At 71.4% G+C, this 22,929-nt stretch carries 20 protein-coding genes; 4 read left to right on the top strand and 16 right to left on the bottom strand.

Features of this window, described 5'->3' with window-relative positions:
* From ABZ919_RS12660 to ABZ919_RS12630, 7 genes are all read right to left on the bottom strand, one after another.
* Window positions 1–662, bottom strand: a 662-nt coding sequence (locus tag ABZ919_RS12660; protein ID WP_361246281.1) for a hypothetical protein, incomplete at its 3' end; no start/stop codon positions are given.
* 190 nt (window positions 663–852) lie between these two features.
* On the bottom strand, window positions 853–2,283 hold the full coding sequence (locus tag ABZ919_RS12655; protein WP_361246279.1) for an FAD-dependent oxidoreductase: 1,431 nt from the start codon (window positions 2,281–2,283) through the stop codon (window positions 853–855).
* Window positions 2,284–2,333: 50 nt separating this feature from the next.
* Entirely contained in the window at window positions 2,334–3,134 is an 801-nt protein-coding gene (locus ABZ919_RS12650; RefSeq protein ID WP_361246276.1) for an ABC transporter permease, read from the bottom strand.
* Window positions 3,135–4,064 (bottom strand): ABC transporter permease, encoded by a 930-nt coding sequence (locus ABZ919_RS12645; protein ID WP_361246274.1) that lies wholly within the window; start codon window positions 4,062–4,064, stop codon window positions 3,135–3,137.
* Entirely contained in the window at window positions 4,064–5,215 is a 1,152-nt protein-coding gene (locus ABZ919_RS12640; RefSeq protein WP_361246271.1) for an ABC transporter ATP-binding protein, read from the bottom strand. The genes ABZ919_RS12645 and ABZ919_RS12640 overlap by 1 nt, the downstream gene beginning before the upstream one ends.
* Before the next feature lie 8 nt (window positions 5,216–5,223).
* Window positions 5,224–6,471, bottom strand: coding sequence for a spermidine/putrescine ABC transporter substrate-binding protein (locus ABZ919_RS12635; protein WP_361246268.1), 1,248 nt, complete (start codon window positions 6,469–6,471; stop codon window positions 5,224–5,226).
* Between the two features lie 109 nt (window positions 6,472–6,580).
* The gene (locus tag ABZ919_RS12630) at window positions 6,581–8,116 is read right to left on the bottom strand and encodes a gamma-aminobutyraldehyde dehydrogenase (protein WP_361246265.1); all 1,536 of its coding nucleotides are present in this window, start codon (window positions 8,114–8,116) and stop codon (window positions 6,581–6,583) included.
* 209 nt (window positions 8,117–8,325) lie between these two features.
* Between ABZ919_RS12630 and ABZ919_RS12625 the strand changes: the two genes are divergently transcribed.
* Entirely contained in the window at window positions 8,326–8,904 is a 579-nt protein-coding gene (locus ABZ919_RS12625) for an NADAR family protein (RefSeq protein WP_361246263.1), read from the top strand.
* Window positions 8,905–8,968: 64 nt separating this feature from the next.
* Here the strand turns inward: ABZ919_RS12625 and ABZ919_RS12620 are convergent, their stop codons facing one another.
* Together ABZ919_RS12620 and ABZ919_RS12615 are read right to left on the bottom strand one after the other, a co-directional pair.
* On the bottom strand, window positions 8,969–9,421 hold the full coding sequence (locus ABZ919_RS12620) for a DUF4190 domain-containing protein (protein ID WP_361246261.1): 453 nt from the start codon (window positions 9,419–9,421) through the stop codon (window positions 8,969–8,971).
* Between the two features lie 125 nt (window positions 9,422–9,546).
* On the bottom strand, window positions 9,547–10,392 hold the full coding sequence (locus ABZ919_RS12615) for a DUF4190 domain-containing protein (RefSeq protein ID WP_361246259.1): 846 nt from the start codon (window positions 10,390–10,392) through the stop codon (window positions 9,547–9,549).
* Between the two features lie 156 nt (window positions 10,393–10,548).
* Here ABZ919_RS12615 and ABZ919_RS12610 point away from each other — a divergent pair, with 156 nt between their 5' ends.
* Entirely contained in the window at window positions 10,549–11,616 is a 1,068-nt protein-coding gene (locus ABZ919_RS12610; RefSeq protein WP_361246256.1) for an adenosine deaminase, read from the top strand.
* Window positions 11,617–11,646: 30 nt separating this feature from the next.
* Complete coding sequence (locus ABZ919_RS12605) at window positions 11,647–12,369, top strand: glycerophosphodiester phosphodiesterase (protein WP_361246253.1); 723 nt, start codon at window positions 11,647–11,649, stop codon at window positions 12,367–12,369.
* Here the strand turns inward: ABZ919_RS12605 and ABZ919_RS12600 are convergent.
* Window positions 12,363–12,866, bottom strand: a complete 504-nt coding sequence (locus tag ABZ919_RS12600; protein ID WP_361246250.1) for a hypothetical protein — start codon at window positions 12,864–12,866, stop codon at window positions 12,363–12,365. The genes ABZ919_RS12605 and ABZ919_RS12600 overlap by 7 nt on opposite strands.
* A 49-nt stretch (window positions 12,867–12,915) precedes the next feature.
* Window positions 12,916–18,771: a TIR domain-containing protein gene (locus ABZ919_RS12595; RefSeq protein WP_361246247.1), complete on the bottom strand. Its 5,856-nt coding sequence runs from the start codon at window positions 18,769–18,771 to the stop codon at window positions 12,916–12,918.
* Window positions 18,772–18,872: 101 nt separating this feature from the next.
* On the opposite strand from ABZ919_RS12595, the gene ABZ919_RS12590 reads away from it, so the two are divergent.
* The gene (locus tag ABZ919_RS12590; RefSeq protein ID WP_361246244.1) at window positions 18,873–20,156 is read left to right on the top strand and encodes an SLC13 family permease; all 1,284 of its coding nucleotides are present in this window, start codon (window positions 18,873–18,875) and stop codon (window positions 20,154–20,156) included.
* Here the strand turns inward: ABZ919_RS12590 and ABZ919_RS12585 are convergent.
* The 5 genes from ABZ919_RS12585 to ABZ919_RS12565 all read right to left on the bottom strand — a co-directional run bounded on the left by ABZ919_RS12585 (window position 20,153) and on the right by ABZ919_RS12565 (window position 22,908).
* Window positions 20,153–20,347, bottom strand: coding sequence for a DUF397 domain-containing protein (locus ABZ919_RS12585; protein WP_361246241.1), 195 nt, complete (start codon window positions 20,345–20,347; stop codon window positions 20,153–20,155). The genes ABZ919_RS12590 and ABZ919_RS12585 overlap by 4 nt on opposite strands.
* On the bottom strand, window positions 20,316–20,525 hold the full coding sequence (locus ABZ919_RS12580; RefSeq protein WP_361246238.1) for a Scr1 family TA system antitoxin-like transcriptional regulator: 210 nt from the start codon (window positions 20,523–20,525) through the stop codon (window positions 20,316–20,318). Before ABZ919_RS12580 ends, ABZ919_RS12585 begins: the two co-directional genes overlap by 32 nt.
* A gap of 16 nt (window positions 20,526–20,541) precedes the next feature.
* Window positions 20,542–21,204 carry a helix-turn-helix transcriptional regulator gene (locus ABZ919_RS12575; RefSeq protein WP_361246235.1) on the bottom strand — a complete coding sequence of 221 codons (663 nt, stop codon included), beginning with the start codon at window positions 21,202–21,204 and terminating at the stop codon, window positions 20,542–20,544.
* Window positions 21,205–21,308: 104 nt separating this feature from the next.
* The gene (locus ABZ919_RS12570) at window positions 21,309–22,265 is read right to left on the bottom strand and encodes an inositol monophosphatase family protein (protein ID WP_361246232.1); all 957 of its coding nucleotides are present in this window, start codon (window positions 22,263–22,265) and stop codon (window positions 21,309–21,311) included.
* Complete coding sequence (locus ABZ919_RS12565) at window positions 22,249–22,908, bottom strand: hypothetical protein (RefSeq protein WP_361246229.1); 660 nt, start codon at window positions 22,906–22,908, stop codon at window positions 22,249–22,251. The genes ABZ919_RS12570 and ABZ919_RS12565 overlap by 17 nt, the downstream gene beginning before the upstream one ends.
* Between the last annotated feature and the right edge of the window lie 21 nt (window positions 22,909–22,929).

Raw genomic sequence — 22,929 nt, 5'->3', positions numbered from 1 at the left:
TTGGGGTCCTTGGGGTTGGGATCCTTCGGAGCCGGATCCTTCGGGTTGGGATCCTTCGGAGCCGGATCCTTGGGAGCCGGATCCTTCGGGTTGGGGTCCTTGGGGTTGGGATCCTTCGGAGCCGGATCCTTCGGGTTGGGATCCTTCGGAGCCGGATCCTTGGGAGCCGGATCCTTCGGGTTGGGATCCTTGGGGTTGGGAACCTTCGGAGTCGGATCCTTCGGCCATGTCTTCGGCTCGTGCTTCCAGTGGTCCGAGTCCTTCACGTCCCAGTAATGGTCGTGGTGGTGGTTGTAGAAGTAATAGACGTTGTCGCGGGAGTCCCAGTAGTAATACCGCTGGTGTTCGACGATCACGTAGTAGCAGTTGTGATGCTCGTCCCAGTAGTACTTGTGGTGGTCGCCCCAGCAGTAGAACTTGTGGTGATGGTGTTTCCAGTGGGACGTGTAGTGCCTGTCCCAGCAGAACGTCCTGTGATGCCCGCCGTGGTGCTCGGTGGCCATCCGCACCGCGGAGGTCTGCGGCATCGGGGTGGCCACCGCGGCCGCGGCGGGCAGGGCGACGCCACCGGCGACGGCCGAGGCGACCGCGATGGACAGGCCCAGCCGGCGGGCGGAACGGGATTCTTTGGTGCCACGGTTCTGTCGAATGAGACGAGTCATGATCGCTCCTGCTGATCCGATGGGATGAAGTGCCTCCCGGCGAGGCCCGTGCTTCAAGTACGCCGGAATCGGACAGCGGGGTCATGCTCCGGGAACTCGTGGCTTGACGGAGCTATGAGAAACGGGTAAAAGCCCCCATATCGCAAAGGCCCAGATCTCTGACCTGGGCCTTTGTGCACTACGGCGGTGCTCAGCTGTCGAAGCCCAGCCCCAGCCGGTCCATGGTCCGCAGCCACAGATTGCGGCGGCCGCCGTGTGCGTCCGCGCGGGCCAGGGACCACTTCGTGAGGGCGATCCCGGTCCAGGCGAACGGCTCGGGCGGGAACGGCAGCGGCTTCTTGCGGACCATCTCCAGCTCGGTCCGCTCGGTGCGCTCCCCGTCGAGCAGATCGAGCATCACGTCCGCGCCGAAGCGGGTGGCGCCCACCCCCAGGCCGGTGTACCCGGCCGCGTACGCGACCTTCCCCTGGTGGGCGGTGCCGAAGAACGCCGAGAAGCGCGAGCAGGTGTCGATCGCGCCGCCCCAGGCGTGGGTGAAACGGACGCCCTCCAGCTGCGGGAAGCAGGTGAAGAAGTGGCCCGCGAGCTTGGCGTACGTCTCCGGCCGGTCGTCGTACTCGGCGCGCACCCGGCCGCCGTAGTGGTGGATCGCGTCGTAGCCGCCCCACAGGACGCGGTTGTCTGCGGACAGCCGGAAGTAGTGGAACTGGTTGGCCGAGTCGCCGAGCCCCTGCCTGTTCTTCCAGCCGATCGACTCCATGTGGTCGGCGCTCAGCGGCTCGGTCATCAGCGCGTAGTCGTAGACCGGGACGGTGTAGGAGCGCACCCGGCGCAGCAGGCTGGGGAAGATGTTGGTGCCGAGCGCGACGCGGCGGGCGCGGACCGCGCCGTACGGAGTGCGTACGGCCATGCCGGCGCCGTACTGCTTCAACGTGAGCGCGGGCGTGTGCTCGTACACGCGCACCCCGAGCTTCAGGCACGCCTTCTTCAGGCCCCAGGCCAGCTTGGCGGGGTGCAGCATGGCCACGCCGCGGCGGTCCCACAGGCCGGCCTCGAAGGTGGGCGAGTGCACCTGCTCGCGCACGGCGTCGGCGTCCAGGAACTCGATGCCGTCCGCGAGCCCCTGCTCGGTCAACTCCCGGTGCCAGTCCCTCAGTTCCCAGGCCTGGTAGGTCTCGGTGGCGACGTCGATCTCGCCGGTGCGCTCGAAGTCGCAGTCGATGCCGTGCCGGGAGATCGCGGCCTCGATCTCGTCGAGGTTGCTCCGGCCGAGTTCCTCCAGTTTTCGGATCTCGTCCGGCCAGCGGGTGAGCCCGTTGGGCAGGCCGTGGGTGAGGGAGGCGGCGCAGAAGCCGCCGTTGCGGCCGGAGGCGGCCCAGCCCACCTCGCGGCCTTCCAGGAGCACCACATCGCGCTGCGGGTCGCGCTCCTTGGCGTTGAGTGCGGCCCACAGCCCGCTGTACCCGCCGCCGACGACCAGCAGGTCGCAGGTGTCGGTGCCGGTGAGGGCGGCCTCGGCGGCCGGCTTGCCGGGGTCTTCCAGCCAGTACGGGACCGGCTGGGCTTCGGAGAGAGAGGCGATCCAGTTGTCTTTGCCACGGCTCATGGCGCTTGGGGCCATGATTTCAACTCCCTACGGAGGACTTCCCGACCGGGAACTCCTGAAAAGGCTTATGCCTTCTGTTTGTTACGGCGATTGCTGACGAGCATCGAGAACAGGGTGATGAGGACGGCGACCAGGAACATGGCCGTACCGATCACGTTGATCTGGACGGGCGTGCCGCGCTGCGCGGAACCCCACACGAACATCGGGAAGGTGACGGTCGAACCGGCGTTGAAGTTCGTGATGATGAAGTCGTCGAAGGACAGCGCGAACGACAGCAGCGCGCCCGCGGCGATGCCCGGTGCCGCGATGGGCAGGGTGACCCGCAGGAAGGTCTGCACGGGGCCGGCGTACAGGTCCCGGGCGGCCTCCTCCAGGCGCGGGTCCATCGACATCACACGGGCCTTGACCGCGGTGACGACGAAGCTGAGGCAGAACATGATGTGCGCGATGAGGATCGTCATGACGCCGAGCTGCGCGCCCATGTTGAGGAACAGGGTGAGCAGCGAGGCGGCCATGACGACCTCGGGCATCGCCATCGGCAGGAAGATCAGCGAGTTGACGGCGCCGCGCGCGCGGAAGCGGTAGCGGACCAGAGCGAAGGCGATCATCGTGCCGAGGATCGTCGCGCCGACCGTCGCCCAGACGGCGATCTGGAGGCTGAGGGAGAGCGAGCCGCACATGTCGGCGACGCCGCACGGCTGCTTCCAGGCGTCCAGAGAGAAGTGCTGCCACTCGTAGTTGAAGCGCCCCTTCGGCCTGTTGAAGGAGAACACCGTGACGATGACGTTCGGCAGCAGGAGATAGGCGAGGGTCAGGATTCCCGCGATGACGACGAGTTGGCGCTTGAGCCAGTTGACGAAGGGCATTTAGACCAGGTCCTCCGTCCCGGACCGGCGGATGTAGATCGTGACCATGGCCAGGATGGCGGCCATGAGGATGAAGGACAGGGCCGCGGCCGTCGGATAGTCGAGGATACGCAGGAACTGCGTCTGGATGACGTTGCCGATCATGCGGGTGTCGGTGGAGCCGAGGAGCTCGGAGTTGACGTAGTCGCCGGCCGCCGGGATGAAGGTCAGCAGCGTGCCGGAGACCACGCCGGGCATCGACAGCGGGAAGGTGACCTTGCGGAAGGTGGTCCAGGGCCTGGCGTAGAGGTCGCCGGCCGCCTCGTGCAGCCGTCCGTCGATCCGCTCCAGCGAGGTGTACAGCGGCAGGATCATGAACGGCAGGAAGTTGTACGTCAGCCCGCACACCACCGCCAGCGGTGTGGCGAGGACGCGGTCGCCGGCCGTCCAGCCGAGCCAGTTGGTGAGGTCCAGGACGTGCAGCGAGTTCAGCGCGTGCACCACCGGGCCGTTGTCGGCGAGGATCGTCTTCCAGGCGAGGGTGCGGATCAGGAAGCTGGTGAAGAACGGCGCGATCACCAGGACCATGATCAGGTTCCGCCAGCGGCCCGCGCGGAAGGCGATCAGGTAGGCCAGCGGGTAGCCGAGCAGCAGGCACAGGACGGTCGCGGCGGCCGCGTAGAAGACCGAGCGCAGGAACTGCGGCCAGTACTCGGACAGGGCGTTCCAGTAGGTGGCGAAGTGCCAGGTGACCTTGTAGCCCTGTTCCAGTGAGCCCGTCTGCACGGACGTGGATGCCTGGTAGATCATCGGCAGCGCGAAGAAGACGATCAGCCACAGCATGCCGGGCAGCAGCAGCCAGTACGGGGTGAACCGGCCCCGCTTGCGCGGCGGTTTCGTGTCCTCGGTGGTCGGGGCGAGGGGTGGTGGCGCCTCGGTGAGCGTCGTCATCAGGCGGCCGCCTCTTCCTCGGTGCCCGCGTCGATGTCCTGGGCGGCGTCGAGGCCGAAGGTGTGGGCGGGGCTCCAGTGCAGGACGACCTCGGCGCCGGGGACCAGCCGGCCGTCCCGCTCGACGTTCTGGACGTACACCGCGAGCTCGTCGCAGACCGGACTGTCGATCACGTACTGGGTGGAGACGCCGATGAAGCTGGCGTCGGCGATCTTGCCGGTGAGGCGGTTGCGGCCCTCGGGTATCTCCCCCGCGTCGTCGGCGTGGGTGAGGGAGATCTTCTCGGGGCGGATGCCGACCAGCACCTTGCCGCCGGTGGTCGTGGGGGCGGAGCAGCGCGCCTGGGGCAGCACCAGCTTGCCGCCGCCCGCCTTGAGCACGATGTCGTCGCCGTTCTCCGTGTCGACCTCGGCCTCGATGAGGTTGGAGGTGCCGAGGAAGTTGGCGACGAAGGTCGTGTTCGGGTTCTCGTACAGGTCGGTGGGCGAGCCGAGCTGTTCGACGCGGCCCGCATTCATCACGGCGACCGTGTCGGCCATGGTCATGGCCTCCTCCTGGTCGTGCGTGACGTGCACGAAGGTGATGCCGACCTCGGTCTGGATGCGCTTGAGCTCCAGCTGCATCTGGCGGCGCAGCTTCAGGTCGAGGGCGCCTAGCGGCTCGTCGAGGAGCAGCACCTTGGGGTGGTTGATCAGCGCGCGGGCGACGGCGACGCGCTGCTGCTGGCCGCCGGAGAGCTGGTGCGGCTTCTTGCGCGCCTGCTCGCCGAGCTGGACCAGCTCCAGCATGTCCTCGACCTGCTTCTTCACGCTCTTGATGCCGCGCCGGCGCAGGCCGAAGGCGACGTTCTCGAAGATGTCGAGGTGCGGGAAGAGGGCGTAGGACTGGAAGACCGTGTTGACCGGGCGCTTGTACGGCGGCAGGTGGGTGACGTCCTGGTCACCGAGGCGCACGGTGCCGGAGGAAGGTTCCTCCAGGCCGGCGATCATGCGCAGGGTGGTGGTCTTGCCACAGCCGGAGGCGCCGAGCAGGGCGAAGAAGGAGCCCTGCGGCACCGTCAGGTCCAGTGGCTGTACGGCGGTGAAGCCGTTGTCGTAGGTCTTGCTGATACCGGAGAGGCGGACGTCGCCGCTGTTGTCTGGTGTCGTCATCGTCGTCGTCACGCCCCTGTGAGCTTCGAGAACTTCTGCTGGTAGGCCGTCTCTTCCTTCTGCGTCAGCGCGCGGAAGGCATGGGACTTCGCCTGCATGGCCTTGTCGGGAAGGATCAGCGGGTTGTTCGCCGCCGCCTTGTCGATCTTCGCAAGGTAGGGCTGCACTCCCGCGACGGGGCTCACGTAGTTGACGTACGCGGCGAGCTCGGCGGCCGGCTCCGGCTCGTAGAAGAAGTCGATGAGCCGCTCGGCGTTCGTCTTGTGGCGTGCCCTGTTGGGGATCAGCATGTTGTCGGTCGACGTCATGTAGCCGCTGTCGGGGATCAGATAGCCGACGTCCGGGTTGTCCGCCTGGAGCTGGACGATGTCGCCGCCCCACGCCACGCACGCGGCGAAGTCGCCCTTGGTGAGGTCCGAGGTGTAGTCGTTGCCGGTGAAGCGGCGGATCTGGCCCTTGTCGACGGCCTTCTGGAGGCGGGCGATCACCGCGTCGTAGTCGTCGTCCGTGAACTTCGCCGGGTCCTTGCCCATGTCGAGCATGGTCATGCCGATGCTGTCGCGCATCTCCGTCAGGAAGCCGACGCGGCCCCTGAGCTTGGGGTTGTCGAGCAGGTCGGAGACCGACTTCACCTCGATGCCGTCGAGGGCCTTCTTGTTGTAGGCGATGACGGTCGAGATGCCCTGCCAGGGGTACGAGTAGGCCCGGCCCGGGTCCCAGTCGGGGGCGCGGAACTGGTCCGACAGGTTGGCGAAGGCGTGCGGCAGGTTGGACGGGTCCAGCTTCTGGACGTAGCCGAGGCGGATCATGCGGGCGGCCAGCCAGTCGGTGAGGACGACGAGATCCCGGCCGGTGTCCTGGCCGGCGGCGAGCTCGGGCTGGATCTTGCCGAAGAACTCGTCGTTGTCGTTGATGTCCTCCGTGTACGTGACCTGGATACCGGTCCGCTTGGCGAACGCGTCGAGCGTCGGGTGCCGCTTCGTCTTGTCGTCCACGTCTATGTACTCGGGCCAGTTGGAGAATTTGACGACCTTCTCCTTGGCCGAGTGGTCGTCGGCGGACACGCCGCCCTGCGTCTTGCTCGCCGCCGGGATCCCGCAGGCGCTCAGCGCCCCGAGTCCGCCGATCGCGAGCGCGCCGCCCGCTGAGGCGCGCAACAGCGACCGGCGGGTCGTCGCGGCCCGGCCGCCCCACGGACTCCGCCGGATGGCGGCGGCTTCGACCGGCGTGATGCGGTCGGGCTCGTACTGCTCCATGCGCGTGGTGCCCTTTCGGAGGATGAGTCGGCCTGGTCGGGGCCGGGTCGTCACACCCGGCAGCAGCCGTCTGGAGGTGATGTGTCGGGCCGTCGCCGGGAGGCGACTGCTACCGGTCCCCGAAGATCGTGCGGTGCCAGTCCTTCCGGGCGACCGCGGTGTTGTCGAACATTACGTGCTTGACCTGCGTGTATTCCTCGAAGGAGTACGCCGACATGTCCTTGCCGAAGCCGGAGGCCTTGTAGCCGCCGTGCGGCATCTCGCTGATGATCGGGATGTGGTCGTTGATCCACACGCATCCCGCCTGGATCTCGCGGGTGGCGCGGTTCGCGCGGTAGACGCTGCCGCTCCACGCGGAGGCGGCGAGGCCGTACGGCGTGTCGTTGGCCAGCCGGATGCCCTCGTCATCGCTGTCGAAGGGCAGGACGACGAGGACCGGGCCGAAGATCTCGGACTGGACGATCTCGCTGTCCTGGGTAGCGTCGGCGATCAGGGTCGGCCGGTAGTAGGCGCCCCTCTCCAGCTCGCCCCGCGGAGCCTCGCCGCCGGTCACCACGCGCGCGTAGGCACGCGCACGGTCCACGAAGCCCGCGACGCGGTCCCGCTGGGCGTGCGAGACGAGGGGGCCGAGGTCGGTGCCCGCGGCGAACGGGTCGCCGAGCCGCACGGTCTCCATCAGCGCGGCGGTCTGCTCCACGAACGCCTCGTACAGCGGCCGTTGCACGTACGCGCGCGTGGCGGCCGTGCAGTCCTGCCCGGTGTTGATGAGGGAACCGGCGACGGCCCCGTGCACGGCGGCCTCCAGGTCGGCGTCGTCGAAGACGACGAAGGGCGCCTTGCCGCCGAGTTCCAGGTGCAGTCGCTTGACCGTGGCGGTGGCCACCTCGGCGACGCGCTTGCCCACGGCGGTGGACCCGGTGAAGGAGGTCATGGCGACGTCGGGGTGGCCGACCAGGTGCTCCCCCGCCTCCTTGCCGGTCCCGGTGACGACGTTGATCACACCGTCGGGGATGCCGGCGTCCGTGGCGGCCTGCGCGAAGAGCAGCGAGGTGAGCGGGGTCAGCTCGGCGGGCTTGAGCACGATGGTGTTGCCCGCGGCGATCGCCGGGAGGATCTTCCAGGCGGCCATTTGCAGAGGGTAGTTCCAGGGCGCGATCGATCCGACGACGCCGATGGGCTCGCGCCGGACGTACGACGTGTGGTCGCCGGAGTACTCACCGGCGGACTGCCCCGCGAGGTGCCGGGCGGCGCCCGCGAAGAACGCCGTGTTGTCGATGGTGCCGGGCACGTCGAACTCGCGGGTGAGCTTCAGCGGCTTGCCGCACTGCAGGGACTCCGCGCGGGCGAAGTCCTCCGCGCGGTCGGCGAGCACCGCGGCGAACCTGTGCAGGGCGTCGGAACGCTCGCCCGGGGTGGCGGAGGACCAGCCCGGGAAGGCTTCGCGCGCGGCGGCGACGGCCGCGTCGACGTCGTCGGTGCCGGCCAGCTCGTAGGTGTACACGTCCTCGCCGGTGGCGGGGTCGACCACGGCGTGGGTGCGGCCCGAGGTGCCCTTCGTCAGCCGTCCGGCGATGAACTGCGCGCCGTCGGCGAATCGCTCCTGCGCAGGGAATCGTTCCGGGGTGGCGCTGCCCGGGTTGTGCATGTCGCTCTCCTCCGCCGTTCGCCCCGTCCCGGGGGGTGGGTGGCGTAGCTCCAGCTCGATTTGAGTGCCGATCCTGACAGAGCAAGAGGACTCCAACAAGTGATTCCGTTGTTGCCTTTTGGTTACGCGACGGAATCTGTCGACCAGGTGTCGAGTCCGGACAGAAAAGGCCGGACGGACTGTCAGTGGTGCGTGCCAGACTCGCGTGCATGGGGAAGATCGACGGGTTGGAAGCCCTGATCAGGGAGGTCCGGGCAGGCAGCCGGATCAGGTACCTCCACTTCTGGGGGCACCGGCCGCGGCCGGACGGCGGCATCGGCGCGAGCTGTCTGAGCCAGTGGTGGCCGTCACCGTTCGAGGTCGACAGGGTGACCTACGCGACGGCCGAGCACTGGATGATGGCGGGCAAGGCGCGGCTGTTCGGCGACGCGGAGGCGGAGCGCCGGGTGCTGGCCGCGGCGCATCCCGCCGAGGCGAAGAAGGCGGGCCGGCTGGTCCGGGACTTCGACGAGGCGGCATGGGAGCGGGAGCGCTTCCGGATCGTGGTCGAGGGCAGTGTGCACAAGTTCGCGGCCGACGACGCGCTCCGCGCGTTCCTCCTGGGCACCGGTGACCGGGTGCTGGTGGAGGCGAGCCCGGTGGACCGGGTCTGGGGCATCGGCCTCGCCGCGGACGACGCGGCGGCATCGGACCCCGGGCGCTGGAAGGGGCTGAATCTCCTGGGCTTCGCGCTGATGGAGGCGCGCGAGCGGCTGGCCGGGGCACGGCCGGAGGAGGGCGGGGCCTGAGAGGGCCGGTCCTCACGACCGGCCCCGTGCCCGGTCCCGGTACCCCGGGGCGCCGGGACCTGCGTCAGAACGTACTGGCGCTGCCCATGATGCTGGCGAAGATCACGAAGCCCAGCACCGGGAGGATCACCGTGGCGACGATCCCGCAGACCAGGCCCGCGGTGGCCGCGCCCTTGTTGGTGGCCTCACCCCGGTTGGCCTTCCCCCGCCCGACCGCGCCGAAGATGATCCCGAGGATGCCCAGGACGATTCCGAAGAACCACAGGAAGAAGGTCAGGCTGCAGACCACTCCGATGATGCCGAGCACCAGTCCCGTGGTGCCCATGCCGTTGCTCGGCTGCATCGGCATCGCGTAGCCGGGGGCCTGCGGATACGCCCCGGTCGGCACGGCCGGGTAGGACGTACCCGGCTGGGCGTGGCCGTAGCCGGGCCCGGACTGCTGCGGATATCCGTACCCCGGCGCCTGCTGCGGGGCCGGGGGACCGAAACCACCGGCTTCGGGGTTGATGTGGGACATGAGGTGCTTCCCCCTCCGTTGACGATCAAGGCATCGTAATGGCCGCACCGGGAGGGGCAGATGGCCGCACCGGGAGGTCAGCGGGTTCCGGCCGACGGCTGCCGGCAGGCCACGGCCTGGCGGGCTCAGCGGTCCGTGGCCACCACCACCGAGACGCTGCGGGCCGAGTCGTCGTACGGGTCGGAGTGGGTGCTGCCCTCGTGCACGGCGGCGGTGATGCCGATCGCGAGCAGGACGATCACGGCGATCCCGATCACGATGCCGATGATGCCCATGATCAGGCCCGCCTGGGCCTGGCCGCGGTTGGTGGCCTCGCCGCGGTCGGCCCGCCGGCGCCCCTTGATGCCGAAGACCACCGCGAGGATGCCCAGCACCACCGAGACCACGCCGTACATGCAGAACAGGCACAGGGAGAGGATGCCGAGCACCATCGCCGCGATGCCCATGCCGTTCTGCGGGACCATCGGCATGCCCGGCCAGCCGTAGCCGGGCGCGGCCGGGTAGGGGCCGGCGTACGGCGGCTGGGGTTGCGGCTGTCCCGGGTAGCCGTAGGCCGAGGGTGCGCCCGGGTAGCCGTACGGCATCCGGCCGGGGCCTTCCGGGGCTACCGGCGGCGGGGGCACGGGTGCCGGTCCCGCGTGCTGGGCGGGCGGCGCGTAGCCGTTCGCCGGGCCGGCCGGCGGGGCGTAGGGGTTCGCGGGAGGCGTGGCGGCCGGGGGCGCGAACGGGTCGGTCTGCGCCTGGGGGCCGGCGACCGGCGGGGCCCAGGACGACGGCACGGCGTCCGCGGGCTCGTCCGGCGCCCCGGGCAGCGAGGTCAGCGTCTCCTGGTAGTGCACGGAGTCACCGGCCGGGGTCGGTCCGGCGCCCTGCGCCGTGTCCGGCTTGCCCAGGGAGACCCGGGGTGGCCTCGTCCCCTCGCCGGCGGGCTGTTGCCCGTGCGGCGTGGACTGCGGCACCTCGTCGGACATGGTGAAGGACCCCCTCTGCTCGCTGTCCCGCCATGCTACGGGCAGGCCGGTCGGGCGCGGACCGGGGCCTACGATGATCCCGCGCAACCGATCAGCCGATCACCGCGCCCGCACCACGGACCACGCGTCGCGGGCGCCCGTCCCGGGGAGGACCCCATGACCGAGAGCTCCGTACCCGCCGCCGGCACGGCCGACCGCGATCTGCGGACCTTCATCGCCGGACTGCCCAAGGCCGAACTGCACGTCCACCACGTCGGCTCCGCCTCCCCGCGCATCGTCTCCGAACTGGCCGCACGGCACCCCGACTCCAAGGTGCCGTCCGACCCCGAGGCCCTGGCCGAGTTCTTCACCTTCACCGACTTCGCCCACTTCATCGACGTGTACCTGTCGGTGGTCGACCTCATCCGCACCCCCGAGGACGTCCGGCTGCTCACCTACGAGGTGGCCCGTGACCTGGCCCGGCAGCAGGTGCGGTACGCCGAGCTGACCATCACCCCCTTCTCCTCCACCCGGCGCGGCATCGACGAGCTGGCGTTCATGGCGGCGATCGAGGACGCCCGCAAGGCCGCCGAGGCCGAGTTCGGGACCGTACTGTGCTGGTGCTTCGACATTCCCGGCGAGGCGGGTCTGGAGTCCGCGGAGGAGACGGCCCGGCTCGCCACCGACGACCGGATCCGCCCGGAGGGCCTGGTGTCGTTCGGGCTCGGCGGCCCCGAGATCGGCGTGCCCCGGCCGCAGTTCAAGCCGTACTTCGACCGGGCCATCGCCGCGGGCCTGCGCTCGGTGCCGCACGCCGGGGAGACGACCGGCCCGGAGACCGTGTGGGACGCGCTGACCCATCTGCGCGCCGAGCGCATCGGGCACGGCACCAGTGCCGCGCAGGACCCGAAGCTGCTCGCGCACCTCGCCGATCACCGCATCCCGCTCGAGGTCTGCCCGACCTCGAACATCGCCACCCGCGCGGTCCGCACCCTGGACGAGCACCCGATCAAGGAGTTCACGCGTGCCGGGGTCCTGGTCACGATCAACTCCGACGACCCGCCGATGTTCGGCACCGACCTCAACAACGAGTACGCGGTGGCCGCCCGGCTGCTCGACCTGGACGAGCGGGGGCTGGCCGAGCTGGCGAAGAACGCCGTGACGGCCTCCTTCCTGGACGCGGCCGGCAAGACCCGGATCGCGGCGGAGATCGACGCGTACGCCGCCGCCTGGCTCGCTGCCTGACCCACGCCCACGGCGGCCACAATGGGGGCCATGCAGACCGTGACCGCCGTGGCCCACCGCGGCGACCCCTACCGCTTCCGTGAGAACACCATCGACTCGCTGCGTTCCGCACTCGACCGGGGTGCGGACGCGGTCGAGATCGACGTCCGGCTCACCCGCGACGGCGTCCCCGTCCTGCTGCACGACGACACGCTGCAGCGGCTTTGGGAAATCGGACGCCCGCTCGGCGCGCTGTCCGCCGAGGAGGTGCGCGCTCTCACGGCGGGCGGGGTGCCGACACTGGCGCAGGCGCTGGCCGCGACCGGTGACAGCCGGGTGATGGTCGACCTGTGCGGGCGGGTCGAGCGGCGGATGGTGGACCGGGTCATGGACGTGGTCCGGCAGACCGGCGCCCGCGACCGTGTCTACTACTGCGCGGGCACCGAGGCCATGCTCGCCGTCCGCGCCGCCGACCCGGCCGCCGAGATCGCCCTGACCTGGACGACCCTCGCCCCGCCCCGGCCCGGGCTGCTGGCCGCGGTCCGCCCGCGCTGGCTCAACTACCGCTTCTCGCTGCTGAGCAGGGAGCTGGCGGCGCGCGTTCACCGCGACGGCTGTCTGCTGTCCGCGTGGACCCCGGACACCCGCCGCTCGATGAGCCGCCTTCTCGACCTGGGCGTCGACTCGATCACCACCAACCGCGTGGACACCCTGCACGCCCTGCGCGACGGCGGCGGCAGCGGCAGCGGCAGCGGCAGCGGCAGCTGTCAGTAGCCGGCGAGCTGCGCCTCCAGCCGCTTGATCTTCTTCCGTACGACGTACAGCGGAATCACGCCGAACACCCCGAAGGACATGTCGATCAGGCTCCAGAAGAAGGGGATGCCACGGATCGGGCCACAGATCAGGGCGAGCGGGATGATCCCGGCGCAGGCGATCATCGCGAACTCGACGACCCAGACGTTGCGGACGGGGTCGCGGTAGGGGCCGTAGAAGGCGACGGCGATGACGAGGTGGGCGAAGGCCAGCCAGTCGGTGCCGTAGAGCAGGAACGGGTAGTCGGTGTCGGCGGTGTCCAGGCCGTGCCGCACCCTCGTGATCCAGTCCGTCAGTCCCGGCAGGCGGTCCTGCACGGACAGGGCGCGCACCAGGCCGTCGGCCCAGCGCAGTTCGTGCACCAGGGGGAAGGCGGTGGCCCCGCTGAGGACGAGGCACACCACGAATACGGCCAGCCAGACGCGAATGCCCTTGAGTTGGGCGGCTCTGTCGCTCATGGCAGCAGCGTACGCCCACATTTGAACGTGTTCAAAAGCACCCTCGGCGTCAGCCCAGGGGCCCGTCCAGGGGCACCTGCCACACGCCGGGCACATGGCCGTCCAACTCGCCCGGTTCGAAGCGGCACATGCCGACCGCGTGCCAGAACTCGCCGGTGACGTCCCCCTCGTACTTGTAGCCGCCGGCCGGCGACAGCGCGGCCCAGCCGCCGGGCATGCCGACCAGCGTGGCCCGCAGCGTGACCGTGCCGATCGCGGATCCGTCGGCCGGGACGTTCCACAGCCGTACCGTGCCGTCCTCGCCGCCGCTGGCCAGCAGGGAGCCGTCGGGGCTGAACGCCACCGCGAGGATCCGGCCGGTGTGGCCCGTCAGAACAGCCGTCTGGCGGCCGGTGCCGGGGTTCCACAGGCGGACGGTACGGTCGTCGCCCGCGGTGGCCAGCAGGGGGCGCAGGGGGTGGACGGCCGCCGTCCAGAGCTTGCCGGTGTGGCCGGTCAGACGGTGGCCGATCTCGCCGTCCCGCCAGATCACCGCCGTACCGTCCCAGGAGGCGCTGGCCAGCCAGGAACCGTCGGGGGCGAAGGCCACGGCGTACACCCGGTCGGTGTGGCCGTCGAGGACGCCGGTGATCCTGCGTTCCGCAGGATCCCAGATCCGCACCTTGCGGTCGTCGCAGCCGGTGGCCAGGAACGCGCCGTCGGACCGGAAGGCGATCGCGCGGACCCGCCCGTAGTGCTCGGTGACGGTCGCGACGTGCGCTCCGGTGGCCCGGTACCACAGCCGAACCGTGTCGTCGTCGTTGGCGGTGGCCAGGAGTTCGCCGTCGGCACTGAACGCCTCCGCCCACACGTGGTCGGTCTCGACGTCCAGTTCGCGCTGGTACTCGCCGGTGGCCGCGTTCCACAGGTAGATGTCGCCGTCGCTGCTCGCGGTGGCCAGCAGGGCGCCACTGGGCCCGAAGACGGCGGACACCAACCGGTCGCTCTGCCCGGTCAGTTCGCGCAGCCGTCGGCCGGTCGCGGAGTGCCACACCCGTACGACGCCGTCGTTGCCGCCGGCCGCCAGCATCGAACCGTCGGCGCTGAAGGACAGGCTCCCGATGCGCCGCCCGTGGCCGCGCAGGATGCGCCGGCCCTGGCCGGTGGCCGGCTCCCACAGCCGTACGACACCGTCGTTGCCGCCCGTCACCAGCAGCGCGCCGGGGCCCTGGGCCGGTGTGTCGCCGTGCGGACGGAACTTGCACACCCAGACCGAGCCGCGGTGCTCGGCCGGCTGCCGGCTCAGCGGCGCGGCGACCGGGTCGGCCTCCGGGTCGATCCGCCACAGCCGGACCACCCCGGCGCTGTCCCCGGCGGCGAGCAGGGTCCCGTCGGGGTCGAACAGCACCTGGTACACGGCCCCGCGGCAGCCGCCGAGCAGCCCAGCGCTGCGCCCCGCGGCCAGGTCCCACAGCCGCACCTCCCCTTCGGTGTCACCGCTGACCAGCAGGGCCCCGCCGGGGTGGAAGTCCAGGGTGTAGACGCGGCCGGAGTGCCCGGTGAACTCCTGCTGCCAGGTCCCCGTGGCGAGGTCCCACACCCGTACCGTGCCGCCCTGTCGGTCGTCGCCCTGGTCGGTGGTGGCCAGCAGCGTGCCGTCCGGGCCGAACCGCGCCCGGAACACCGCGCCGCGGTGGCCGGTCAGTTCACCGGTCCGCTCGCCGGTGCCCAGGTCCCACAGGCGTACGGCGCCGGCGGCGTCCCCGGTGACCAGGGTGGCGTCGCCCGGTCCGAACGCCACGGTGTAGACGGGCGCCGCGTGGCCGGGCAGCCGGTGCAGCGGGGTGCCTGCGGCGGTGTCCCAGACGGTGACCACGCCATCGGCGTCGCCGGTGGCCATCAGGGTGCCGTCGGTGTCCAGGGTGACCGGCCAGACGCCCTGCGGGTGGATCTCCAGCCGGTGCCGACAACGGCCGGAGACCGGGTCCCACAGGCGTACGGTGCCGTCGGCGCTGCCGGTGGCCAGGACCCGCCCGCGGAACTTGACGGCGTAGACGCGGCCGGTGTGGCCCTGCAGGGTGCGCAGCGGGATGCCGGTGGCGGCGTCGCAGACCAGGACGCCGCCGTCCTCGCTGCCGACGGCGAGCAGCTCGCCGTCGGGGCTGTAGGAGATGGGCTCGGGCAGCCGGCTGGTGCGCATGTCGAAGCCGTAGGGCACACCGACCGCGGAGGGCCGGAAGCCGGAGTCGACGGCCATGCCGGGCGCGATCGCCGCCACCGCGAGTTCGGGGGTCCGCGCCAGGGATCCGGTGTGGGCGGAGATCAGCGCCGCTCGCCGCCAGCGTCCGCCGTCCACCCGGGCGCCGGTCAGGTCGGTGCCGATCAGCCGGGCCCGTCTGAGGTCGGCGCCGCGCAGGTCGGCGCCGGTCAGGTCCGCGCCGTCGAGCCGGGCGCCGGTCAGCCGGGCGCCCCGCAGCACGGCGCCGGAGAGGTCGGCACCGACCAGCCGGGCGTCGGTCAGATCGGCGCGCGTGAGGTCCACGCCGGAGAAGTCGCGGTGGGACAGGTCCTCCCCGGCCAGGGCGGCACCGCGCAGGTCGGTGTGGGCGGGCACCCGCAGCCGGCTGAGGATCTTCACGGCGTTGGCGCGGGCGGCGTCCAGGGCGGCGTTCGGCTCCTCCCCGGGGGTGCCGGACAGCTCCCGCTCGGCCCACGCCTGGCAGACCCGGTGGTCGGCGAGGTCGCACAGGAACTCCACGGCCAGCTGGCTGAGTTGGCGCCTGCCCAGCAGGGCGCTGTCACCGTCGGTGAGCCGGCGGGCGCACTCCCGGGCGACCAGCCACTCCACCACCGAGCCGTGGATGAACCGGAACAGGCCGTCGTCGCTGCGCACCAGCAGGCTGCCGGAGCCGATGGCGTGGGCGGTCTGCGGCACCGACAGCCGGGCGTCCGCGAGCCCGGTCAGGGTCTCGGCGACGTCGGTCAGCTCGTCCAGCCGCAGCGAGTCCTGCCCGCTCTCCCACAGCCGCAGGGCGAGTGCGGTGACCGCGTCCCACAACTGGTCCACGGACAGCCCGGGCGCCCGGCCGGGGCTGCCGCTGCCGCGCTGCGCCTCGAAGCCCAGCCAGGCGGTGAGCACCTCCTCGTACAGTCCGGCGGGGCTGAGCGCGCGCCCGGCACCGGCGACCGCGCGCAGCCGGTCGTCGTCGAGGTCGGCGACGAAGCCGAGCAGCCGGGGGTTGCGGCACAGGGCGAGCAGGTCGGGGATGGCGTCGAGCAGCCGGATCCGGTGGTCGGCGGCACGCTCGTCGCCGCCGTAGCGGTTGACCAGGTAGGCGCGGATCTGCTGGGGGCTGAACTCCTGGACGGCCAGCACCCGGCGGTGCGGGAGCAGGCCGACGCGTTCGCCGAGGGCGGTGAGCACCTGGCCCTGGGAGCGGAAGTGCTGGGTGCGGCTGGACACCACGATCTTGGCGCTGTCCACGGCGGAGTCCAGCAGCACCTGGAGGCGTTCGGCGGCGCGGTCGTAGGTGACCTGGTTGACGAGTTCGTCGAAGCCGTCGAAGAGCAGCACGATCCGGCCCTGCTGGAGCATGTACCTGAAGGCCCGCAGGTCGATGTTGTCGACGCCGTGCGCGGCGAGATGGGCGGCGACCAGGCCCTCGAAGGAGTAGGCCCGGTCCAGCGCGTGCAGTTCGATCAGCAGCGGGACGAGATGGGGCAGTTCGGCGGGAATACGGCGGGCCAGCTCGCGCAGTGCGAAGGTCTTGCCGTGTCCGAAGTCGCCGAGGAGCAGCAGGAAGCGGCCCTGGTCGGAGTCGAGCAGCCGCAGCATCTCGTCGACCAGCCCGTCGCGGTCCTCGGCGTCGAGGCGTTCCACCTCGCGGTACCGCTGCGGCAGGTACATGCCCGGGGGGTAGCGGGGGTCGGTGCGCAGCCGCTCGCTCTGCCCGGTGACATAGCCGCGCAGGTCGAGCAGACCCTGGAACTCGGTGAAGCTGCGCACCCGCACGCCCCGGCGGCGGGCCGCGTCGCGCAGCTCACGGGCGGGCGGCGGCCCGTCGTGGACGAGTTCGGCCTCCGCCTCCGCGTCGGCGGCGTGCACGAGGGCCACGAACCGGTCGACGTCCTGCGCGGCCGGGGTGCCGGTGTGCACGGCCACGCGCTGCTGCCGGACGAAGCCGGACTGGGTCCAGGTGACGAGCAGTTGCGGCACCGGCCCGTCCACCCGGCGCAGCTGGGCGCCGTCGTGACGGGTGCGGCACACCTCGGCGACCCGGGTGAGCAGGATCTCGGCGGGGGTCTGCAGGGCACGCGGCTCCGGCTCGGGGGCGGGCGCGAGGGTGCCGTCGGGGTGGCCGGCGGGCGTGGCCTCCGGCCCGAAGGCCCGGTCGGCCCGCCGCCACTGCACCGGCCGGCGCCGCGGCTCCCCGGGCCCCTCCCAGACGGCCAGCCCCTCACGGCCCACCCGCACCAGCTGATGCCCGCCGGGCCGTACGGCGCCGATCACCGGCACCTCCCCGGAGGCCGTGACCAGGCAGGACAGCCCGCCGGGGCCGGCCGGGCCGTGCAACAGCAAGTGCAGCCGGGGCGCGGTGAGCCGGGTCAGCACATCGGTGTCGCGCAGCGGGCCTGCGCCGTCCAGGGCGGCCGTACCCGGCACACCGGCCCGGCGCAGGCCGGTGGCGGCGGGCCGGCCGTCGCCCGGCGAGTGCCGCACGACCCCGATCCGCAGCCACCCCTCCGTCTCGTGCGGCCGCAGGGCCTGCGCGAACCAGGCGGCCTGCTCACGCCCGACCAGCCCGTACTGGTCGTCGCGCCGGTGGCTGTACGCCATCGAGGAGTTGAGCCCCGCGACCACGGTGTGCAGTTCCGGCACGGGGAAGAGGGTCCACGGCTGATCGCTGTCGAAGACGGCGTCGAGCCCCTGGTAGAGCTCTTGGAACAGCCGGGCGAAGTGCCGCCACTTGGGCCAGTACGGCGGCCTGGGCGGCATCTCGTCGGCCTCACAGGTGCTGAAGTACGCCTGGCAGGCGGCCTGGTTGACGTCCTGGCCGCCCGGGACGAGCGCGACCCGGTGCGGCTCCAGGCCGAGCAGGGCGCGCAGCCCGGTGAGGAAGGCGAGGGCCTGCTCGAACTCGCGCCGGCTGCCGGAAGCGGTGAGGTCCCCGGTGACGACCAGCAGGTCGGGCGAGGGCGCACCGGCGTCGGCCAGCTCGACCAGGTCGCCCCAGATCGCCGCCTGTAACTCGGCGGGGTCCTGGCCCCGGCCGAAGGCGGGGCCGGCCAGCTGGAGCACGGTGACCGCCTCCCGCTCCAAGACCGCCCCGGACACCCGCGGGTACGACGGCGGCGCGGCCGGTCTGCGGCGCCCCGCCCACCCGGACCCGCCGAGCGGCCGCCCGGGGCCGGCCACGGGCGGGGCCGAGGGGCCGAGGTGGCCGCCGGCACCCGGGTAACCGGGCGGCAGACTGGGCCGGGCCCGCCCGTCGAGGGCCTGCCGGACCCGGGCCAGCAGCAGCTCCCGGGCCGCCGCCGGATCGGCGACCGGGACCAGGTCCACATAGGTGATGGTGGCGAGCAGGCCCTCCACCGGGATGTCCTCGACCCGCACGGTGATCAGCCGCCGCTCCGGCGCGTCCGGGTCGGCACGCAGCGCGGCCTGCCACTCCATCCGCCCGTACCGGGAGCGCTCGTAGTTGCGCGAGAGTACGGCGATGACGGCGGCGGACTCGCTCACGCCGCGGTCCATGAAGTCGACGAAGTTGGTGCCCGGGACGAAGTCCCAGGCCTGCAGGACCGTCCGGTACCCGGCCTCCTCCAGGGTCCAGGCGATCCAGGACGCCCAGCGCTCGTCGGCCGGCGAGTAGCTGATGAAGAAGTCCAATGGCCCGGTGTCCCCCGGGATGTTCTGACGAGCCACCATGTATTGATGATGCCGTGAGAAGAGAGGTTGATACCGGTCGTTTCCAGGCCGTCGACAGCGCCCTGGTCACAGCGACGCACAAACGTGCGACCCTTCCAACCGTGCGTGTCTTGTTGCTGCGTCTGCATGTGCTCGACCGCGTGGCGATCGGTCTGCTGGCGACCGGACTGCTGTGCGTGGCCACGGGGTTGCTGCCGGCGGGTTCCGCATCCGGCGCGCTGACTCGGATCGCCCCGCTGCTGGCGTTCCTCGGCACGGTCATCGTGCTCGCCGAACTCACGAGCCGCGCCGAGGTGTTCGACGTGGTGGCGGCACGGGTGGCGAGGGCCGGGCGGGGCAGTTACGGGTTGCTGTTCCTGCTGTGCGTCGCCTTCGCGGCGGTCACGACCATCGCCCTCAACCTGGATACGACGGCCGTCCTGCTGACTCCCGTGATGCTGGCGCTCGCCTCCCGGGTGGGCATCGCACCGGTGCCGCTGGCGATGACGACGGTGTGGCTGGCCAACACGGCCAGCCTGCTGCTGCCGGTGTCCAACCTGACGAACCTGCTGGCCGCCAACCGGGTCGCGCTGTCCCCGCTGGGCCTGGCGGGGCGCATGTGGGCACCGCAACTGGCCGTGCTGGCCGTGACGATGGCTTGTTTGTGGCTGTTCTTCTGGCGGCGGGGGCGGCGTGGGGGGCCTGATGTGGACAGCTCCGGGCTGATGGCGGCCGTACCGGTGTCGGGGCCCGGTGCGGCGCGCGCGGCGGATGTGCGCGTGGACACCGCCGACCGTTATGTGCCCCCGGGGGTGCACCGCCCCGCCGACGCCGTGCTGTTCCGCGCCTGCGCGCTCGCCTGCGCCGGCTTCCTGCTCGCCATCCTGGTGGCCGACGTGCCGCTGTGGATGGCATCCGCAACGGCCGCACTCATCGCCGTGGCGGCGTTCGGGGTACGGCGGCGGTCCGCGCTGCGGCTGTCGCTCGTCCCCTGGCGGCTGCTGGTGATGGTGCCGGGCATGTTCCTGGTCGTCGAGACGTTCGACGCACACGGGCTGCACCACCTGCTGGCCTCGGCCGTCGGCACCGACGGCGGCGCGCTCGGCCTGTTCCGTGCGGCTGCGGTCGGCGGCGGGCTGTCCAACGCCCTCAACAACCTCCCGGTCTATCTGGCCGGGGAGGCGGCCGTGCCCGCGGGCAACCACGACCAGCTCCTCGCCCTGCTGCTCGGCACCAACGCCGGCCCCGTGATCACCCCGTGGGCGTCCCTGGCCACGCTGCTGTGGTACGAGCGCTGCCATGCGTACGGGGTGCGGGTGCCGGTGCGCCGGCTGGTCGGGACCGGCACGGTACTGGCCGTGTGCGCGGTGTCCGCGGGGGTCGCTGCGCTGGCTTTGACGCGCTAGTGCGTCTTCAGGGAGCCGAGGAACGCCGTCCAGGCCGGTGCCGAGAAGACGACGGCGGGCCCGGCGGGGTTCTTGCTGTCGCGGACGGGGACGTGGGTGGGGGCGGGGGTGTCGTTCACTTCGAGGCAGTCACCGCCGCTCTCGCCGCTGTACGTCGACTTACGCCAGGCGGTTACCGGGATTCTGTTCATGCTCGTAATCCTCCGCGACTGACTTGATCAACGCCAGGGACTGGCGGTGCGACAGTGCGTCCCCCAGCGCGTGATCGTAAACGTCCTCCAACTCACGCACAGCGTGCTGGACTTCCCAGATACGTCCCGACTTCAGGCCCTCCACATACGCCACGGGCGGCAGCTCCTCGAACCACATGAGCTTGACCGGACCCTCAAGGAGGGCATGGGCCCCCGGCCTTGAAGGGGAGCACGTGTACGCGGACACGGCGGGTCTCGCCCAGCTCCAGGATGTGACGGAGCTGCTCGCACATCACTTGGGACCCACCGATGACCTGCCGCAGAACGGCCTCGCCGAGGAGGACCGTAAGCCTGGGCGAGTCGAAGTTGTCCAGAATGCGGGCTCGTTCGAGGCGAGTGGCGAGCAGGCTGTCACGCTTCTCGTCGCTCTTCGCCGGGTGCCCGGAACTCAGCACCTCGCGCGCGTAATCCGGTGTCTGGAGGAAACCGGGCACCAGCACGCTCGCGTACTGCTTGATGGCGACCGCCTGACGTGCCAGCTCCGCCGCCTCCGCGAAGTGCTCCGCCACCTTCCTGCCGTCCAGCGCAGGCAGGAACCGCTCGAAGAACCCATCCGCACCCAGTTCCTGATCCAGCCGCCGCGCATCCTCCACATCCGGCCGTCGGCGCCCCGCCTCGATGTGGGCGATGTGCGTGCGGGACATCACGACACGTTGGCTCAGCTCCTCCTGGGTGAGTCCCGACGCTTCCCGCCTCCGCTTCAGCTCCTGCCCGTACTGCTTCCGTGAACGCGGGTTGTCCTCGATGGCCACCTGTGCAACTCCCCTGGTGCGGACCCGGTTGTCACGCTCGGTCATCTACCGAAGTTACTCGCCCTCACATCACTGTGTGCATGTACCGCCACGGAAAGCGAAAGGCGCTGGAATGCAAGACCAGGAAGACGGGTTCGTCGGGGTGTATCTCACGCTGAGGGTCTCCCGGGACGGGGGCCGGACGTGGGGGCCGAAGGTGACGTACCGGCCGCCGAAGAACGCCGCGCCGCTGGACCTGTCGGGACGGTTCCCGCCGTGTGCGTGCCCTCGGTGCCGGGAGAGAAAGGGCTGACGAGGTCGAGGAGCCGCGGCAGCAGTTCGGGGCGCCCGGCGACGAAGGACCGTCCCGTGTCGGGACCGCCGAACCCGCCGGCGAACTCCGCGCCGTCGAGGTGCCGTAGGGCGATGCCTGCCTCGTGGGCGAGCAGGGCACCGGCGGGCAGGTCGATGCCCTCGGCGCGGTAGCCGACGAAGCCGTCGATGTCCCCGCGGGCGAGCATCGCCCAGGCCACGAGGGGCGCCCAGAGCTGGAGCAGGCGCCGGGAGCGGAGTTCGAGGGTGTGCCTGAGGGCACAGGCGACGGAGTCGTCGCGGGAGACGGCGTGGCCCTGGGTCCAGGCCAGCAGCGGTCCGGCGGGAGAGAGCGCACGGCCGGCGGCGTTCGCCGCGAGGCGTCCGCCCGGACCGTGGGCCCCGCCGCCCCGCAGCGCGGACCACGTACGGCCGGTCATCGGATCGTGGACGACCCCCACCACGGGCGTGTCGTCGACGCACAGGGCGATGCCGACGACGTACACGGCGAGCCCGATCACCACGTTGTTGCTGCCGTCGAGCGGATCGACGAGCCAGGTGCGGCCGCCGCCGTCACCGGCGAGTTCGCCGGACTCCTCGGCGAGGATCCGGTCGTGCGGGAAGCGCTCCCGGATCCGCCCGACCACCAGTCGCTCGGCGGCGACGTCCAAGTCGGTCACCACGTCCCCGAGTCGGCCTTTGGGCCGGGGGACGAACCCGTCGGGGAAGCGGGACCGCAGCAGCGCCCCGGCCTCCTCGGCGGCGGCCACGGCCGTACCGTGCTCGGAGGACCAGGCGTCAGGGTTCGGGCTCATGGATCCTCCTCAGGGCGGCCCGAGCGATCCGGGCGGTCTGGGTCGCGTCGCAGGTTCGGCGGACCATGCGGTGCCCCGGGGCGGCCGGCGGACCCAGGGAGAGGTCCACCCGGCCGGGCAGGGTGCGGCCCAGGACCAGGGTGGCGGTGGGGCGGCCGTCCGGCACCACACTGGTGTGGAATTCACCCGCCGGGAGAGCGTAGGTCTGGCCGCGCGCGCTGGTCTGTTCCGCACCGGGCCGGCAGCGCACCAGCCGTCCGGTGGGCCGTATCTCGTCCACGCCGGACGGGTCGCTGAGCACCTCGAAGACCCGGTGGGTGGCGTCGTCGCCGGGGTCGTCGTCGATGTGCACACGCCGGTTGCCGAGCCGCCCGTACAGCACGGTGCTCGTCAGGTCCCAGCTGTGGCAGTGCACTTGGGGTACGGTGCCGTCCGGTTCCGCCTCCGCGGTGCCGAAGACATGGACACAGACGCCGTCGCCGCCGTCGCGCAGGACGGGCAGGCAGACGAACCCGAGCGGGTGGCGTACCGCGCGCAGGGCGCGGCGGCCGGAGACGATCAGGTCGAGTTCCGATACGGCATGTCGTATCAGCTCGGCGGTGGCGTGCCGCCGGGCGGCCCGTTCCAGGGCCGGGTAGTCCATGTGCCTCCCCCCTTGGCCGGA

Source organism: Streptomyces sp. NPDC046759, from assembly GCF_040645475.1.
Classification (GTDB): Bacteria; Actinomycetota; Actinomycetes; order Streptomycetales; family Streptomycetaceae; genus Streptomyces.
Note: the sequence above shows the minus strand (reverse complement) of the source record. Positions and strands in the feature narration are given on the sequence as shown.

Coding starts and splice junctions, on each gene's coding strand:
- ABZ919_RS12655 (WP_361246279.1), bottom strand. CDS start 2,283: ATGGCCCCAAGCGCCATGAGCCGTGGCAAAGACAACTGGATCGCCTCT.
- ABZ919_RS12650 (WP_361246276.1), bottom strand. CDS start 3,134: ATGCCCTTCGTCAACTGGCTCAAGCGCCAACTCGTCGTCATCGCGGGA.
- ABZ919_RS12645 (WP_361246274.1), bottom strand. CDS start 4,064: ATGACGACGCTCACCGAGGCGCCACCACCCCTCGCCCCGACCACCGAG.
- ABZ919_RS12640 (WP_361246271.1), bottom strand. CDS start 5,215: ATGACGACACCAGACAACAGCGGCGACGTCCGCCTCTCCGGTATCAGC.
- ABZ919_RS12635 (WP_361246268.1), bottom strand. CDS start 6,471: ATGGAGCAGTACGAGCCCGACCGCATCACGCCGGTCGAAGCCGCCGCC.
- ABZ919_RS12630 (WP_361246265.1), bottom strand. CDS start 8,116: ATGCACAACCCGGGCAGCGCCACCCCGGAACGATTCCCTGCGCAGGAG.
- ABZ919_RS12625 (WP_361246263.1), top strand. CDS start 8,326: ATGGGGAAGATCGACGGGTTGGAAGCCCTGATCAGGGAGGTCCGGGCA.
- ABZ919_RS12620 (WP_361246261.1), bottom strand. CDS start 9,421: ATGTCCCACATCAACCCCGAAGCCGGTGGTTTCGGTCCCCCGGCCCCG.
- ABZ919_RS12615 (WP_361246259.1), bottom strand. CDS start 10,392: ATGTCCGACGAGGTGCCGCAGTCCACGCCGCACGGGCAACAGCCCGCC.
- ABZ919_RS12610 (WP_361246256.1), top strand. CDS start 10,549: ATGACCGAGAGCTCCGTACCCGCCGCCGGCACGGCCGACCGCGATCTG.
- ABZ919_RS12605 (WP_361246253.1), top strand. CDS start 11,647: ATGCAGACCGTGACCGCCGTGGCCCACCGCGGCGACCCCTACCGCTTC.
- ABZ919_RS12600 (WP_361246250.1), bottom strand. CDS start 12,866: ATGAGCGACAGAGCCGCCCAACTCAAGGGCATTCGCGTCTGGCTGGCC.
- ABZ919_RS12595 (WP_361246247.1), bottom strand. CDS start 18,771: ATGGTGGCTCGTCAGAACATCCCGGGGGACACCGGGCCATTGGACTTC.
- ABZ919_RS12585 (WP_361246241.1), bottom strand. CDS start 20,347: ATGAACAGAATCCCGGTAACCGCCTGGCGTAAGTCGACGTACAGCGGC.
- ABZ919_RS12580 (WP_361246238.1), bottom strand. CDS start 20,525: ATGTGGTTCGAGGAGCTGCCGCCCGTGGCGTATGTGGAGGGCCTGAAG.
- ABZ919_RS12575 (WP_361246235.1), bottom strand. CDS start 21,204: ATGACCGAGCGTGACAACCGGGTCCGCACCAGGGGAGTTGCACAGGTG.
- ABZ919_RS12570 (WP_361246232.1), bottom strand. CDS start 22,265: ATGAGCCCGAACCCTGACGCCTGGTCCTCCGAGCACGGTACGGCCGTG.
- ABZ919_RS12565 (WP_361246229.1), bottom strand. CDS start 22,908: ATGGACTACCCGGCCCTGGAACGGGCCGCCCGGCGGCACGCCACCGCC.